The organism is Variovorax sp. PAMC28562 (assembly GCF_014303735.1).
Classification (GTDB): Bacteria; Pseudomonadota; Gammaproteobacteria; order Burkholderiales; family Burkholderiaceae_C; genus Variovorax.
Window position 1 is genome coordinate 716,178 of the sequence record NZ_CP060296.1, and the last position, 13,491, is coordinate 729,668.

Genomic DNA, 13,491 nt, shown 5'->3' on the forward strand with positions numbered 1-13,491 from the left:
CTCAGGTCACCGGCACTTTCGGCGTACGTGCCGAGCCCTTGACCATGTCGAACTTGAACAGACGGCACTCGATCGGCCCATTCCACATCGGCACGCGGCGCGACTCTTTGAGGCGCATGCGCTTGGGCAACTGCAGGTCGGGCGTAAGCACCCAGCCGGTCCAGCCGGCGTAGTTCTTTTTCCAGTGGCTGGCGAGCTGCGGGAAGAAGTCGCCGCTGGCATCGCCGCCTTCGGTCTGCGCCGACTCGCGTGCGCCGAATCGTGCGGTGTTGGCTGCGCTGTCCGCGCCTGCGATGCCACCGACTTCGATGCGCTCGCCATATGGAGGATTCACGACCATGACGCCTCCAGTGGTGCCAACGTCAACTGGCGGCATGCGCTGCAACGCGTCACCGCCACGGAACTCGATGCGGTCGGCCACGCCAGCGCGTTCGGCATTGCGCTCGGCGAAATCGACCATGCGGTGCGCCACGTCGGAGCCGAAGATGTTGGCCGGCCCCGGCTCGTGCGAAGCGCCGGCCTCTTCGGCCGCAGCCTTGATCGCCGCCCACACGTGCGGCTGAAACGCCAGCAATTTCTCGAAGCCGAACGACCGCAGCCATCCTGCCGGAATGCCTGACTGGATCTGCGCCGCCTCGATGGCGATCGTGCCGCTGCCGCAGCAGGGGTCGTACAGCGGTTGGGCTGCGACCTCGCCCGTTTCGGGGTTCCACCAGCCGCTGGCGGCCAGCATGGCGGCGGCCAGAGTTTCCTTCAGCGGCGCATCTCCGGTGTCTTGTCGCCAGCCGCGCTTGAACAGCGGCTCGCCGCTGGTGTCGATGTAGAGCGTGCAGTCGTCGGTGGTCAGATGCGCGAAGACGCGGCAGTCGGGCCAATGCGTTTCGATGCTCGGCCGCACGCCGCCGGCCTTGGCGCGAAAGCGGTCGGCGATCGCGTCCTTGATGCGCAGCGTCGCGAAGTTCAGGCTTTGCAGCGGACTGTGCTGCGCCGTGGTCTCGATCTTGAAGGTCTGCTTCGGCGTGAACCAGATCTCCCACGCCACGCCGCTGGCAATGGCGTAGAGATCGTTCTCGCTGCGGTACGGCGCGTGCGCCAGCTCGATGAGCACGCGTTGCGCCAGGCGGCTGTGCAGGTTGAGCTTGAGGGCGTCGCGCCACTCGGCCCGCACCCGCACGCCGCCCCGCAGTGTCAGCAGGTCTTGGCCGACACGGCCGGTCAGCGCATGGACTTCCTGCGCCAGGAGTTCCTCGACGCCGGCGGCGCAAGGCAAAAAGAGAGAGAGATCGTTCACCCGCCCACTATAGTTGCCGTGCTCATGAGTTCCCCGTCCGCCCCCGCGTCGCCCTCATCACAGGCCGCTCCGTCGCCGGCCGTGCGCTTTGCAGTGCAGTGCGAAGTGCTGCGCCTGAGTGCCCAGCCCACCGGACCGATGCTGGCCGTGCAGTTCCTGCTGGACTGCGGCGTGGCCGCCCTTTTCGCCTGGCAATACTCGTTGCCGCACGCGCTGGCCTGGATCGCCATGATCGCGGCCAGCACTGCGTGGCGCGGCTTCTTTCCGCAGGTGCTGCCCAGTCCGCTGACGCCCGAGAACCTGCAGCCTGCGCTCCGCCTGCACACTTTTCGTATCGCAGTGCACGAGGCCGCGCACGGTGCCGCCGGCGTACTGTTGTTCAGTCCGACCGACCCGGTGGTGCAACTGCTGCTGGCCGTCGTCATCATGGCGATGACGTTGTCGTCGGCGTTCTCGGTGTCGTATCACACGCCCGCGATGCAACTCGCCATTTCGCTGTTGCTGGTGCCCATGATCGTGATGAGCCTCACCTACGGCCAGCCGGTGATGGTGACGGCGGCCGTCCTCGGCATCGGCCTGCTTGCGATGGTCTGGAAGCTGGTGTCGGAGCGCTCGCGCCAGCTCGAAGAAAACATCAGCCTGCGCCACAACGAGAGCGCGCTGCGCGTGCAGGCGCTGGCTGGCCTGCGCGCGTCGGAACAGGCGCAGGCCGAGCGTCTCCGGTTCTTTTCAGCCGCCAACCACGACCTGCGGCAGCCGGTGATGGCTATGGGCCTGCAGGCCGAAGTGCTGCGGCAGCAACTGCGCGTCGGCGAAAGCGCCGCCGTGGTGCAAGGCTCCGTCGATGCGCTGTCACGGGCACAGCAGGCGCTCGAAGGCTTGACCAACCAGCTGCTCGAAATCGGTCGCATCGAGGCCGCTGCCGACCCGTTCACGTTGACCGCGGTCGCCCTCGCACCGCTGCTGAACGAGTTCGCACGGCAGGCCGGCAGCGGCCGGGTGCGGGTGCGTTGCCCGGCCGAAGCCATCGTGTGGACCGACACGGTGGCGCTGCGCCGCATCGTCGCCAATCTGGTCGACAACGCTGTCAAGTTCGCACCCAATGGCCGCGTGTTGCTGGCCTGTCGGCGCCGGCCGGGCGGCTGGCGCATCGAGGTGCGCGACAGCGGCATCGGCATTGCGCACGAAGCGCAGGAGCGGGTGTTCGGCGACTTCGAGCAGGTCGGGAACGTGGAGCGCAATCTACAGCGTGGGCACGGCCTGGGGCTGGCCATCGTGCGGCGCCTGGCGATGCGGCTGGGGGTCCAGATCACGCTGCGGTCGCTGCCGGGACGCGGCTCGGTGTTCGGCTTCACGCTGCCATCGGCCCCTCGCGATGGGCACCCCGACCTCACGGCACGCGCCGCGACCGCGGCGGCGACCAGCACCGCTGCGCTCGACGCCATGCCGCTCGCGCCCGGCTTGGCGGTGCTGGTGGTCGAAGACAACGCCGTGGTGGCCGACAGCCTCGCGGCCCTGCTGCGCCAATGGCAGGCGCTGCCACGCATCTACGAGAGCGCGGCCGAGGCGCTGGCGCTCGCCGACCTGCAGGCCATCGACGTCGCGCTGTGCGACATCCGCTTGCCGGGCAAGCTCGACGGCATCGACCTGGCGCGACGCCTGCAACTGCAAAAGCCGTCGCTCACGATCGCGCTGATCTCGGCCGATATCGATGAAGCGACGCTGCACCTGGCCCGCGAGCGTGGCTGGCATGCGTTGCGCAAGCCGGTGCAGCCGGCAGAGCTGCGCGGGATTTTGTTGCAGGCGCGGCGGTAAACCGACGCCTTAAAGGGCCTTGCGCAGATTCGCCGGTGCGATGCGCAGCGCTTCGCGGTATTTGGCGACGGTGCGCCGCGCACATTCGATCCCCTGCTCTTTCAGCATGTCGGAAATCTGGCTGTCCGACAGCGGCTTCTTGATGCTCTCCGCGCTCACGAGTTGCTTGATGAGCGCTCGCACTGCCGTGCTGGATGCATTGCCGCCGGTTTCGGTGCCGAGTGCCGAGCCGAAGAAGTACTTGAGCTCGACCGTGCCGTAAGGCGTCGACATGTACTTGGCCGTGGTCACGCGGCTGATGGTCGACTCGTGCAAGCCCAACTCGTCGGCGATCTCACGCAGCACCAACGGGCGCATGGCGAGTTCTCCGTGCACGAAAAAGCTTTTCTGCCGCTCGACGATGGCGTTGCTCACCCGCAGGATGGTGTCGAAGCGTTGCTGGATGTTCTTGATGAACCAGCGCGCCTCCTGCAGCCGCTGCGACAGCGCCTGGCTGCCCTCGCCCTTGTGCGCCTTGAGCGCGCCGGCGTAGATGTCGTGCACGCGCAGACGCGGCATCACGTCGGGGTTGAGCATCACGCGGAACTTGAGCGTCGCGCCGCGACCGGTGCGGGTGACGATCACGTCGGGCACCACGATGTTGCGTTCGACATCGACGAAGCGGCGACCCGGCTTGGGCTCCAGCTTGGCAATCATCTGCAGCGCGCTGCGCACTTCTTCTTCGTTGCTGCGTGCGAGCGTGGCCAAGCGTTTGAAGTCGCGCCGCGCGAGCAGTTCCATCGGCTGCTTGCAGATCAGGATCGCAGTCTTGCGGATCTGCTTTTCTTCGACGGTCTCGTTCTCATGGGCGAGCGCCTTCAGCTGGATCGCCAGGCATTCGCCGAGATCGCGTGCGCCGACGCCGACCGGCTCCAGGCTCTGCAACAGGCCAAGCGCCACCTGGAAGTGGTGGACGAGGCCGTCGAACTGGTCGTTGTCATCGCCTGCGAGGCCTGATGCCAGCGCTGGCAACGAGTCTTCGAGGTAGCCGTCGTCATTCAACGATTCGATCAAAAAACGCAACGCGGCCTGGTCGTTTTCGTTCAGCCGCAGGCTCAGCGCCTGTCGGTGCAGGAAGGATTGCAGCGACTCCTGGCTGCGCGCGAGCTCGGTGGCGTCGGTGCGCTCGCTGCCGTCGTTCGGACCCAGGTTGTTGCTGCTGGCGGGCGCCTCGCCGCCCCATTCGCCATCGTCCGGCGTCATCTCGACCGTGCCATCGCCGCCCCAGTCGGGCTCCTGGTCGGACATCTCGCTGGCCGGCGCTTCGGTCTCGCTGGCGGTCGTGGTGGTGCTCGCGCCGTCGGCGTTGGTCGCCAGCGCGCTCGGCGCGAACTCGCCGTCGCTCTCGCTCTGGCGGTCGCTGTCGTGCTCTTCACGCGGCGCCGGCGCGTCGGACACGTCGATGCCGAACTCTTCGCGTGCTGCTTCTTCGGCCGTGCGCTCCAGGAACGGGTTGTCGTCGAGCATCTGCTCGACTTCCTGGCTCAACTCGAGCGTGGACAACTGCAAAAGCCGGATCGACTGCTGCAGTTGCGGCGTGAGCGCGAGGTGCTGCGATACGCGCAGCGACAGGCCTTGCTTCATCCTGCGCGCTCTACATCCGGAAGTGTTCGCCGAGGTAGACGCGTCGTACCTCGGCGTTGTCGACGATCTCCGAAGGCGTGCCCTGTGCCAGAACTTGCCCGTCGCTGATGATGAAAGCGTGATCGCAGATGCCCAGCGTTTCACGCACGTTGTGGTCGGTGATCAGCACGCCGATGCCGCGCTCTTTGAGAAAGCTGATGATTCGCTGGATTTCGATAACGGCAATCGGGTCGATGCCCGCGAAGGGTTCATCCAGCAGGATGAAGCGCGGCTGCGTGGCGAGCGCACGGGCGATTTCGACCCGCCGCCGTTCGCCGCCCGACAGCGACAACGCCGGCGAGTTGCGCAAATGTTCGACGCGCAGATCGTTCAGCAGCTCGCTCAGCCGCTCTTCCATCCGTGCCTTCGATATCGGGACCGACTTGCCGGACTCGTCGGTGTCTAGCTGCAGCTCGAGCACGGCCCGCACGTTCTCTTCGACCGTGAGCTTCCGGAAAATCGACGCCTCCTGCGGCAGGTAGCTCAGACCCATGCGCGCGCGCTTGTGGATCGGCATGTGCGCGATAGGCTCGCCGTCGATGGTGATCTCGCCCGCATCAGCGCGAACCAGTCCGACGATCATGTAGAACGACGTCGTTTTTCCGGCGCCGTTCGGGCCCAGCAGCCCGACCACCTCGCCCTTTTGCACGCCGAGCGACACATCCTTGACGACCGTTCGGCTGCCGTAGGTCTTTTTGAGGCCGCGCGCTTCGAGGCGGCTGCCGACGTCGATCGTGTCTGCGTTTTCGATCACTTGCGCGGTTCTCCGCCGAGCGTGGTGCTCTGTCGCAAGCCGGAGCCTGGAGCGGGGGTGGCGGGCTGGGTAGCGGCCGGTGCGGCACTTGACCCTGAGCCAGAACCCGAGCCCGAAGCACCGGATGCTGGTGGCGTGGCTTTGGCGCCACCGGCTGCCGACGCCGGAGCGCGCGGCGTGAGCACCGCCCTGACGCGGCCACCCGAAGCACCGGCCGCGACACTGGCGTCCGGCGGCAAGGTCGAACCGTTGACCGTGAAGGTGTCGTTGCTCTGGTCGTAGACGATCAGCGGGCCGGTGGTTTCGTCGTTGACTTTGGTGCCGATCAGCCGCCGCATCACGGCATGGCCGATGAACTTGACGTTGTCGGCGCGGCTGTCGTATTCGATGCGATCAGCTTCACCCTCGGTCCACTCGTCGCCCGGCGCGTCGCGTTTTTGCTTGTAGTAAGCCAGCTTGCCCGGCTCGGGCGTGACCACGCCGTACTGGTAGCCCTCGGGGTCCTGGCGAACGTCGATGCGGGCGCCGCGAATCACGATCGTGCCCTTGGTGACGAACACCTTGCCGGTGAAAACGCTGGTTTGCTTCAGGTCGTCGTAGCGCAGCGCGTCCGACTCGATGTTCATCGGCTTCAGGCGGTCGGCCTTTTCGGCATGCGCCGGCAGGCCAATGCCGAGTGCCAAGGCGAGCAATGCACCAAAGGAGATTGCGAACGCAGAACGAAAGGAACGAAGGGGGGATTTTGAGCGCGGGGTCATAGAGGCACGAAACTTGCTGCTCATTGTAAGCGGCCAACTGACACGGCCTTGACGAAAAAGCCCGCCGAAGCGGGCTTCTCGAAAAACGCGTACGACAGCTTCAACCTTTGCGCGCTTCGGTAATCAGGTAGTTGGTGACCTGCAGCGATTTGGTCATGTTGCCGGCGAGTTCGCCGTCGACGTAAAACCGCCCTGCCACGCCAAGAGCAGGCACACCGGCCACCTTGTACTGCTCGGTGATTTGCGTCGCCCGCTTGGCCTTGCTCACCACGCCGAACGAGGTGAACGCCTCCGTGAACTTGGCTTTGTCGAGGCCGTTCTTTTCGGCCCACGCAATGATGGCCGCGTCGCCGTTCACGTTCTGGCGTTGGGTGTGGATCGCATTGAAGACCTTCATCGTGTATTCGTCGAGCTTGCCCATGGCATCGAGCGCGTAATACAGGCGCTGCTTGGGCTCGACGTCGTTGCCGACGAACGGCACGGGAACGCGACGGAACGCGACGTCTTTCGGCAACGTTTTGACCCAGGCTTCGAGCTCGGGCTCGAACGCATTGCAATGCGGGCAGTTGTAAGAAAAGAACTCGATGACCTCCACCTTGCCGGCCGGCGCATCGACCGGGACGCGGGGACTCAAGTCGATGTAGTCCTTGCCGGCCTTGGGCTGAACCTGGGCATGCGAGAGAGAAGCGGCGGACATCAACCCGAGGGATGTGGCGGCCAGAGAAAAGTCACGACGGTTCATGTGTTTCATCAAAGAGGTGCTCCTGTTCGGCTGAAAGAGCCAGAAGTGCCGCGCGGAGTTCCGCGCCCGGTTGATTCAACGCGGCAGAGACGCAGTGCGTCACGCCGCGGCGAGTAAAGAAAAGTCAACGTTCCAAAACTCAGCGCTCTACGGCGGACTGCACTCAGCGCTGCACCCGCACCAGTGCGGACTCGAAGCCGCCGCCATCGAGGCGATCCTTCAAGTGGTCGGCATCGTCCTTCTTGTTGAAGGGGCCGGCGCGCACGCGGTACACCGTGCGACCAGCTTGCTCACGCTCGGTGACTTTGGCCTCGACACCCATCAGCGACAACTTGGCGCGCTGCGCTTCGGCGTCGTCGGTGGTGCGGAAGGCGCCGGCCTGCACGAAGTAGAGGAATGGGTCTGCGCCACTGGCGTTGGCAGCAGCAGTCGAAGGCGCCGCGCTGGCAATGGTGCCGCCAGCGGTCGGGTTGTTGCCGGATCTTGAACGGGCCAAGTCGCCCAACGGATCGCTCGACGGCGGCAGTGCATTGGCTTCGGCTGGCACCGGTGCTGTGCGCGGGCGCGACGCAGCCGGGGTCGTGGACGCACCGGGCGCGACCACTACCGGAACCGGGCCGGTCGAAGGCGCATTGAGCGGGCCGACCGTCGCAGGTGCGGTCACCGAAGGCGGCTGCGGCCTGACGGCACCGGCCTTGCCGGCGAGCGGGCCGTTCGGGTCCCAGTCGCGGTTCTTGCGGGCTTCGGCTTCGTCCTGCTCGGCACCGCCGCGCTGGTTCTTGCTCATGAACGGGATCGGCACCTTGGTCACATAAACCGCGATGCCCAGCGCCACGCCGAGCCCGAGCACCAGGCCGATGATCAGACCGATGACGATGTTGCCGCGCTGAACTGAGCGTGTACTTGATTTCATTTTGAGGTTCGGAATCACATCTTGCGTGGCGCACTGACGCCAAGAATTGCGAGGCCATTGTGCAGCACCTGCGCAGTGGCGGCGACCAGCGCCAAACGGGCTTTCTTGACGACCTCGTCGTCGACCAGAATGCGCTCGGCGTCGTAGTAGCTGTGGTAGCTGGCGGCCAGTTCGCGCAGGTAGAAAGTGACGTCGTGCGGCGCGAAATCCTTGGCGGCGGCACTCAGCATGTCGGGGTACTTGGCGAGCAGCAACATCAGGGCCTGGGCCGCAGGGCTCTCGAGCGGCGACACGTCGACCGTCTTCAGCGAGGCCTCGTCACCACCGTCTTTCTCTTTCCACGAAGTCAACACCGAGCAGATGCGCGCGTGCGCGTACTGCACGTAGTACACCGGGTTGTCGTTGTTCTTGGCCACGGCCAGGTCGACATCGAAGGTGTACTCCGTATCCGGCTTGCGGCTCAGCAGGAAGAAGCGAACGGCGTCGGTGCTGGTCCACTCGATCAAATCGCGCAGCGTGACATAGCTGCCGGCGCGCTTGCTGATCTTGACCTCTTCGCCGTCCTTGATGACACGCACCATGGTGTGCAGCACGTAGTCGGGGTAGCTCGGCGGGATGCCTTCACCAACCCCCTGCAGGCCGGCGCGAACCCGTGCGATCGTGCCGTGGTGATCGGTGCCCTGGATATTCACGACGGTGTGGAAGCCGCGCTCCCATTTGGCCAAGTGGTAGGCCACGTCGGGCACGAAGTACGTGTATGTACCGTCGCGCTTTTTCATGACGCGGTCCTTGTCGTCGCCGTAGTCGGTCGACTTCAGCCAGAGCGCGCCGTCTTCTTCGTAGGTCTTGCCGGCGGCGACCAGCTTTTGCACGGTCGACTCGACGCGGCCGCTGGTGTACAGGCTCGACTCCAGGTAGTAGTTGTCGAAGCGCACCCGGAACGCCTGCAGGTCGAGGTCTTGCTCGTGCCGCAGATAGGCCACGGCGAACTCGCGGATCGAGTCGATATCGGCGATGTCGCCGCTGGCGGTGAACTCGCGGTCGTCCGACTTGACGGTCTTTTTCGCCCTGAAGTCGTCAGCGATGTCCGCAATGTATTCGCCGTTGTAGGCGGCGGCCTTTTCACCGCTCGGCCAGTCGGCGTCGCCAGGCTTCAGGCCCTTGGCGCGCATCTGCACGCTGTTGGCGAGCGTCTGGATCTGCACGCCGGCGTCGTTGTAATAGAACTCGCGGAACACGGCATCGCCCTGGGAGGCGCGCAGGTTGCAGATGGCATCGCCCAGCGCGGCTTGGCGGCCATGACCGACGTGCAGCGGACCGGTCGGGTTGGCGGAGACGAACTCGACCAGCACTTTCTCGCCGGTGGCGGCTTGCTGGCCGAAGGTGGCGCCCGCATCGAGCACCTCGCGCACGATCTGCTGCTTGGCAGCGGTCTTCAGGCGGATGTTGAGAAAGCCCGGCCCGGCGATTTCGATCGACTGCACCCATTGCTGGAAGGATTGCGTGGCGAGCAGCGCCGCGCTCACCTCCTCGGCCAGATCGCGAGGCTTGCGCCCGAGCGGCTTTGCGAGTTGCATCGCGGCCGTGCTGGCGAAGTCGCCGTGCGCAGCCACCTTGGGCGACTCGAACGCGGCTTTGGCGCCAGCGCCGGGCGAGAAAGTATCGAGTGTGTTCGCGAGCGCCGCGAGCAACTCTTGTTTGACCAATAGCATCGCCCAATTTTACCGGGCGTAACAGCGGGCTCCTTTCTTGCGTCATCCTGCGGGCACCTTGCCCCGTTAGCATCACTGGCCCCGGTCGGGGCTGCTGTCGTCACTCAACCTCCAGGACATCCACACCATGAAAAAGCTCCTTTCCCTGATCGCCCTCGGCGCGTGTCTCTCTTTCGGTGCAGCCCACGCCCAGAGCGCCTGCGAAACGAAGGCCATGGACAAGAACGGCAAGCCCCTCGCCGGCGCCGCAAAGACCAGCTTCGTGAAGAAGTGCGAGAAGAACACCATGTCCTCGGCAGCCCCCGCGTGCGCGACGAAGGCCATGGACAAGAACGGCAAGGCGCTGGCCGGTGCCGCCAAGACCAGCTTCATGAAGAAGTGCGAAGCCGACGCCAAAGGCTGAGACAGCGCTGACGCGACCTTCGCGTCGCACTCAAGAGCCCGCTGCGTGCGGGCTTTTTTGCGACTGCTTACTTCAACACACCGAGCAGGTTGTTGAAGTCGTCGCTCCAGGGTTTCACGCCGGGCTTCAGCATGATCGCCGCGCCGGCACGGCCGATCGCCGGACGCGCCAGCGTCTTCGCGTCGCGAGCGACAAGCACCCAGTCGGTGTTGCGCAGCGCACCGTTCTCCGGCTCGTCGTGCACCAGCACCGCGTGCAACCCACGCGACTCGGCGATGCGTGCCACCACCGGCGCCAGGTCCAGGAAGCGATTGGTCACGTGGAAGGCGACGACGCCGTCGGGCTTCAGATGCCGCTCGTACACCGCCATCGCCTCGGCGGTAATCAGGTGGATCGGTACCGAATCGCCGGAGAACGCGTCCACTGCGAGCACATCGAAGTTCTGCGGCGCCTCGCCCTCCAGCGCCAGCCGCGCATCGCCAAGCACACGCTCGATGCGCGCCGCGCTGTCTTTCAGAAAGCTGAATTCGCCATCGGCCAGCTCGAACACCTGCGGGTTGATTTCATACACGCGATAGGCGTCGCCAGTGCGCCCGTAGGTCGCGAGCGTGCCGGCACCCAGGCCGATGAGGCCGACCCGGCGCGGCGCATCGGGCGCCGACGCGATGGCGCGGCCGATGCCCGCCGATTCGCCGTAGTACGTGGTCGGCTCACGTCGGCGCGCTGCGGCCAGGAACTGCTCGCCGTGTTTGACCGAGCCGTGGTACATCTGCCGCACGTTGTCGTTCGGATCGTCCCGGCGCGTATCGAGCGTGATCAGCGTGCCATAGAAGTTGCGCAGCAGGCCGCGCGCATCGGTCGTGTCGTCGCGAATCTGCACCGACAGAAACCATGCACAGCAGGCGGCGAGTGCGACGCCAGCGCCGCCCAGCCACCAGCGCTGGCCCGACCCGCGGCCCGCCAGCACCGCGCCGAGCAGCGCGGTCAGCACCAGCCCGATGCCGAGTTCGTAATAGGCTGGCAGCACGTGCGGTGCGAGCAGACCGACCGTCACGCCACCGATGGCGCCGCCCAGCGATAGCATCAGATAAAAGCGCGTGAGATAGCTCGGCCCCGGCCGCATCCGCGCCATCTCGCCGTGCAGGAACATGCACAGCACGAAGAGCCCGGCGACGTAGATCGGCAAAGCGGTCTTGACGTCGGAGCCGAGGCTGTCTTGCAGGCCGAATGCGCAGAGCAGCAGCATCGCCGCCGCGCCGGGTAAAAAGATTCCGCGCCGATACCAGCGATCGCTTTCGAAGCACAGCACGAAGGTCAACAAGTAGACCGACAGCGGCAGCACCCACAGGAACGGGATCGCCGCCACGTTCTGCGTGATGTGATTGGTGATCGCGAGCAACAGCCACGAGCCGAGGGCCGGCAGCGCGAGCCACAGCAGGTAGTCGGCGGTGCGCGGCTTCACATCGGGTGCCGCAGAAACCGTGGCGACCGGCGCCAGATGCGGCGCACCGCTCGCCCAGCGCCGCGACACATAGATCGTCGTGCCCGCACACAGCGCGGCAAAGGCACCGAATCCCCACGACCAACCATGCGCCTGCTGCACCAGCGAACTGTACGGCTCGATCAACACCGGGTACGCCAGCAGCGACGCCAGCGACGCCAGGTTCGACAGCGAAAAGTAGCGATAGACCTGCGCACCCCAAGGCGTGCGCGCCACCCACGACTGCACCAGCGGCCCGGTCGTCGAGAGCAGAAAGTAAGGCAGACCGATGGTGCCGAGCAGCAAGCCGAGGATCCACAGCGTCGGGTCTTCGGAGCCGGTCGGCTTCCAGCGCGCGCTGGTGACGATTGGTAAAAATGCGAGGCTTGCGAGCAGCAGCCCGACGTGCAATCGCGCCTGCGCCTTCACGCTCAAGCGCCGCGTAACCCAGTCGGAGTACGCGTAGCCGGCCAGCAGCACGACCTGGAAGAACACCATGCAGATCGACCACACGGCCGCTGAGCCACCGAACCACGGCAGGATCTGCTTGGCGATGAGCGGTTGAACCAGGAAGAGCAGGAAGGCACTGCTGAAAATCGTGCCCGCGAAAAGAAGCTGGATGCCGACCGGTCCCATGCAGCGCTTATTTGCCGAAGCCGCGTGCGAGGAACACGGCGACCAACGGGATGAGTGCGATCAGGTGCGCTTGCATCATCACCAGGCGCCGCGTCTTCTTGATGTCGCCCTCGAATGGCAGCTTGCCGGTGGAACGCAGCGTTTTGCGCCAGCGAAAGAAGGTCAGCGTCGGAAAGATCGACAGCACGCCGACGATGATGAAGAGCCCCAGCTTCACGTGCAGCAGCGGGTTGGTCCAGTACCAGGCCGTGCCTTTCACGCCCCACCAGGTTCGCGCGATGCCGGTGGCCAGCACCGCGATGGCCGCGATGCCGTAGATCATGTCGACCCTGGCCAGCCGCTCCACCACCGCTGCATTGAGCCACTGCACCCGGCACAGCGCGGCTTCGCTGGCGATGAAGACGACCATCGTCAGGATGGCCAGCAAATGCAGGTACGCGAGGATGGCTTCAAGGGTCATCGATTGCTTTCTAAAAATAGACGGCAGCGCGTCTATTTTGCAACCGCTTCAGCGCATGCGGCGCAACGCGTAGCCCGGGTCGGCGGCGAACTTCATCACCCGCGCCACCTTGTTGAGCAGTCGATCGACCGGCCGCGGTTCACGCCCCATGACCGCCTTGAACATGCGCAGGTTGTCGGCTTCGTACAGCTTTTGCAGGCGCCCGCTGCCAGTGATGGAGCCTGGGTACATCCGAAACAGCGCGATGTCGTCTTCGATGCGAACGAACTTGGCGCCGGCCAGCGCCATGTCCAGAAAGAGCTCGGCATCCCACGAAGTGCGGTTGGCCTTCTTGAAGCCGCCAATCTTGCGGAAGATGTTCTGGCGGAAAAAGGTGCCTTGCTGGAACAGCGTGACACCGCCGTTGACGTAAAGCCAGGGCGTCAGGCGCGACGGCAGGATGCGCTTGCCGCGCTTGCCTTTTTCGTCGGAGAAATAGCCGCAACCCATCACCAGATCGGCGTCGGGCTGGCGCTTGAATTCATCGGCCATGCGCTGAAGTGAATTGGGCAGCAGTTCGTCGTCGGCATTGATGAAGGCGAGCACTTCGCCAGTGGCATGGGCGAAGCCCTTGTTCAGGCCATCCGACGGGCCATCGTCTTTTTCATAGACGCGAATGATCCTGTCGCCGTACGAATCGATGATGGCGCGGCTGTCGTCCTTGCTGCCGGGGTCGACCACGATGTATTCGAGGTCGGGGTAGTTCTGGTTCAGCACCGAGTCGATGCAAGCACGCAGGTACTCGCCCTGGTTGAAGGAGATGGTGACGACTGAAATTTTCATGGCCGGATTGTGCAATGCAGCGAACGCTGTCGAACCCCAGACA

At 65.1% G+C, this 13,491-nt stretch carries 12 protein-coding genes; 2 read left to right on the top strand and 10 right to left on the bottom strand.

All coding sequences use genetic code 11. The annotated features are described in order from the left end of the window. Position 1 precedes the first annotated feature (1 nt). Positions 2–1,291, bottom strand: coding sequence for a class I SAM-dependent RNA methyltransferase (locus H7F36_RS03475; protein WP_187053362.1), 1,290 nt, complete (start codon positions 1,289–1,291; stop codon positions 2–4). A 24-nt stretch (positions 1,292–1,315) separates the two neighbouring features. On the opposite strand from H7F36_RS03475, the gene H7F36_RS03480 reads away from it, so the two are divergent. Beyond that, a complete protein-coding gene (locus tag H7F36_RS03480; RefSeq protein ID WP_187053363.1) occupies positions 1,316–3,106 on the top strand; it encodes a hybrid sensor histidine kinase/response regulator in 1,791 nt (596 codons plus the stop codon). A 9-nt stretch (positions 3,107–3,115) separates the two neighbouring features. Here H7F36_RS03480 and H7F36_RS03485 read toward each other — a convergent pair whose 3' ends face one another. From H7F36_RS03485 to argS, 6 genes are all read right to left on the bottom strand, one after another. Beyond that, positions 3,116–4,729, bottom strand: coding sequence for an RNA polymerase factor sigma-54 (locus H7F36_RS03485; protein ID WP_187053364.1), 1,614 nt, complete (start codon positions 4,727–4,729; stop codon positions 3,116–3,118). A 10-nt stretch (positions 4,730–4,739) separates the two neighbouring features. After that, positions 4,740–5,519 (bottom strand): LPS export ABC transporter ATP-binding protein, encoded by a 780-nt coding sequence (gene lptB, locus H7F36_RS03490; protein ID WP_187054784.1) that lies wholly within the window; start codon positions 5,517–5,519, stop codon positions 4,740–4,742. Then, positions 5,519–6,280 carry a lipopolysaccharide transport periplasmic protein LptA gene (gene lptA / locus H7F36_RS03495; protein ID WP_187053365.1) on the bottom strand — a complete coding sequence of 254 codons (762 nt, stop codon included), beginning with the start codon at positions 6,278–6,280 and terminating at the stop codon, positions 5,519–5,521. The genes lptB and lptA overlap by 1 nt, the downstream gene beginning before the upstream one ends. Before the next feature lie 100 nt (positions 6,281–6,380). Next, on the bottom strand, positions 6,381–7,022 hold the full coding sequence (locus tag H7F36_RS03500; RefSeq protein ID WP_187054785.1) for a thiol:disulfide interchange protein DsbA/DsbL: 642 nt from the start codon (positions 7,020–7,022) through the stop codon (positions 6,381–6,383). 163 nt (positions 7,023–7,185) lie between these two features. Continuing rightward, positions 7,186–7,935: an SPOR domain-containing protein gene (locus H7F36_RS03505; RefSeq protein ID WP_187053366.1), complete on the bottom strand. Its 750-nt coding sequence runs from the start codon at positions 7,933–7,935 to the stop codon at positions 7,186–7,188. A 14-nt stretch (positions 7,936–7,949) separates the two neighbouring features. Next, a complete protein-coding gene (gene argS, locus H7F36_RS03510) occupies positions 7,950–9,647 on the bottom strand; it encodes an arginine--tRNA ligase (RefSeq protein WP_187053367.1) in 1,698 nt (565 codons plus the stop codon). Between the two features lie 127 nt (positions 9,648–9,774). Here argS and H7F36_RS03515 point away from each other — a divergent pair, with 127 nt between their 5' ends. After that, on the top strand, positions 9,775–10,050 hold the full coding sequence (locus tag H7F36_RS03515; RefSeq protein WP_187053368.1) for a hypothetical protein: 276 nt from the start codon (positions 9,775–9,777) through the stop codon (positions 10,048–10,050). A gap of 67 nt (positions 10,051–10,117) precedes the next feature. On the opposite strand, the gene H7F36_RS03520 is transcribed toward H7F36_RS03515, so the two are convergent. The 3 genes from H7F36_RS03520 to H7F36_RS03530 are packed head-to-tail and all read right to left on the bottom strand — an operon-like array spanning position 10,118 to position 13,448. Then, the gene (locus H7F36_RS03520; protein ID WP_187053369.1) at positions 10,118–12,166 is read right to left on the bottom strand and encodes a fused MFS/spermidine synthase; all 2,049 of its coding nucleotides are present in this window, start codon (positions 12,164–12,166) and stop codon (positions 10,118–10,120) included. A gap of 7 nt (positions 12,167–12,173) precedes the next feature. Next, entirely contained in the window at positions 12,174–12,626 is a 453-nt protein-coding gene (locus H7F36_RS03525; RefSeq protein WP_187053370.1) for a DUF2214 family protein, read from the bottom strand. A gap of 48 nt (positions 12,627–12,674) precedes the next feature. Beyond that, positions 12,675–13,448 carry a glycosyltransferase family 2 protein gene (locus H7F36_RS03530; RefSeq protein WP_187053371.1) on the bottom strand — a complete coding sequence of 258 codons (774 nt, stop codon included), beginning with the start codon at positions 13,446–13,448 and terminating at the stop codon, positions 12,675–12,677. Positions 13,449–13,491 lie beyond the last annotated feature (43 nt).

Coding starts and splice junctions, on each gene's coding strand:
- H7F36_RS03480 (WP_187053363.1), top strand. CDS start 1,316: ATGAGTTCCCCGTCCGCCCCCGCGTCGCCCTCATCACAGGCCGCTCCG.
- H7F36_RS03485 (WP_187053364.1), bottom strand. CDS start 4,729: ATGAAGCAAGGCCTGTCGCTGCGCGTATCGCAGCACCTCGCGCTCACG.
- lptA (WP_187053365.1), bottom strand. CDS start 6,280: ATGACCCCGCGCTCAAAATCCCCCCTTCGTTCCTTTCGTTCTGCGTTC.
- H7F36_RS03500 (WP_187054785.1), bottom strand. CDS start 7,022: ATGAACCGTCGTGACTTTTCTCTGGCCGCCACATCCCTCGGGTTGATG.
- H7F36_RS03505 (WP_187053366.1), bottom strand. CDS start 7,935: ATGAAATCAAGTACACGCTCAGTTCAGCGCGGCAACATCGTCATCGGT.
- argS (WP_187053367.1), bottom strand. CDS start 9,647: ATGCTATTGGTCAAACAAGAGTTGCTCGCGGCGCTCGCGAACACACTC.
- H7F36_RS03515 (WP_187053368.1), top strand. CDS start 9,775: ATGAAAAAGCTCCTTTCCCTGATCGCCCTCGGCGCGTGTCTCTCTTTC.
- H7F36_RS03520 (WP_187053369.1), bottom strand. CDS start 12,166: ATGGGACCGGTCGGCATCCAGCTTCTTTTCGCGGGCACGATTTTCAGC.
- H7F36_RS03525 (WP_187053370.1), bottom strand. CDS start 12,626: ATGACCCTTGAAGCCATCCTCGCGTACCTGCATTTGCTGGCCATCCTG.
- H7F36_RS03530 (WP_187053371.1), bottom strand. CDS start 13,448: ATGAAAATTTCAGTCGTCACCATCTCCTTCAACCAGGGCGAGTACCTG.